The organism is Blautia intestinihominis (assembly GCF_040096655.1).
Lineage (GTDB): Bacteria > Bacillota > Clostridia > Lachnospirales > Lachnospiraceae > Blautia_A > Blautia_A intestinihominis.
Genome location: NZ_JBBMEI010000176.1, coordinates 1 through 1,479, shown reverse-complemented (window position 1 = coordinate 1,479; position 1,479 = coordinate 1). Strand labels below are relative to the sequence as shown.

General features: G+C 41.9%; 2 protein-coding genes. Both read right to left on the bottom strand.

Annotated elements, in window-relative coordinates; all coding sequences use genetic code 11:
- The coding region (locus WMO75_RS19520; RefSeq protein WP_349078847.1) for a hypothetical protein at positions 1–739 on the bottom strand (739 nt) is incomplete at its 3' end.
- 119 nt (positions 740–858) lie between these two features.
- The coding region (locus WMO75_RS19515) for a hypothetical protein (protein WP_349078845.1) at positions 859–1,479 on the bottom strand (621 nt) is incomplete at its 5' end.

Sequence of the window (1,479 nt, the reverse complement as noted above, 5' to 3'; positions counted from 1 at the left end):
AAGGCTGCTGTCCGGGATCATGGAAGAAGAAAGGTCGCGGATGTGAGAGTTGTCCGTGGGAAGCGGAACCTGATCTTGTCCATCCGGCTTTTGCAGTACTGTCATTTCCTTCACCTGTTTCGTTGTCTTTTGCATATACTACCCGGAGCGTTTCTTCTCCAACAGGAGTTTTTCCGTCTACCGCGACTGCCTGCGTAGTGATCGCAACACGTATGGAAGCTGTAACCGTCTTGGAACCATCCCCACCCTTTGCTGTAATTGTGACAGGAGCACCATCGCTGGCATCCAGATATACATCTGCCGTACCAGTCTCTGTAATCGTATAAACAATATAATCACTTTTTATAAATGCAAAATAATCCTTATCATAATTGCCCGGTATGGCATTTGCTCCTGTTGCAAAAGCTGGCTCAGAATAATCGGTGACAAGACCTTGATTATTGAAGCTCTGACACACATACCAATTTTTCAGATCATCCGTAGAAGCCGGACTTAAAGTTGCTCCTTTTGAAGTTGCTTCCAGAGATTTCTGTTCTCCACCATGCTGTGCACCTTTTGACAATTCACCAATCTGAAGAATAAATCCATTGGTTGTAGCACTGATGGTAGATGTTGTTCCCTCTACTTTGTTGTTTGTCACAAACCAGGCATAAGTCGCTGATGATAATGCAACCGCGGTAACTACTACAGACAGACCTGCTGTTGCCAATTCCCTTTTTAATTGTTGTATATTCTTCATATTCTCACTCCTGACAGATAAAACATTTCAAAAAACAGAAGCCAGAAGATTCTGTTTTTTGAAATGTTCCCCACGCCACAACCGTGGGAACATATCTAATAATTAACGCAAATTATGTATTATGCGCCTGTTACATCGTTGTTGGTATTGACATCTTTATTATCTGTATTAACCGGAGTAGCTGTAAATGTGATTGTTACGCCACAACCTGTTAAGTCAGCAAGCTGATCTGTGTAAACATCATCGTCAGCACCATCATAATATACAAAAACATCAACTTTTCCGGATGTTTTTGCTGCAATTGCTGAATCAATTACACTATCAGAGTTATTCTTGGCAACACCCTGTCCGCTTATGGTCTGTGGATCAACATCAGTGTTAGTATATGTTTTAACCCAACCTGCTGTTTCATTGTTACCTTTCTGCCATACAACCCAACCATCTTCGCCTACAACCAGAACACGCATAGCATCCTCTAATTTAGAACCCTGAGTTGCATTAATCTGAACAGCAGAAACTTTTAAATCTTTGAAGGAACCAGCCTTATCATCACTTGTTCCGATGTAGAAAGTCTGCTGAATTGCGTATTTACCACTAACAGCTTCTGAAGCTTTTCCGTCTGTTCCGACTGTAAAACGTGAGTTAGCTAATTCAGTGGATGCATTTTTAGGACAATAAGCGGGAATCCTCGGCAATTCAATTACCGAGATGAAAGCGTAGGATTGTGCGTATCCGCACAA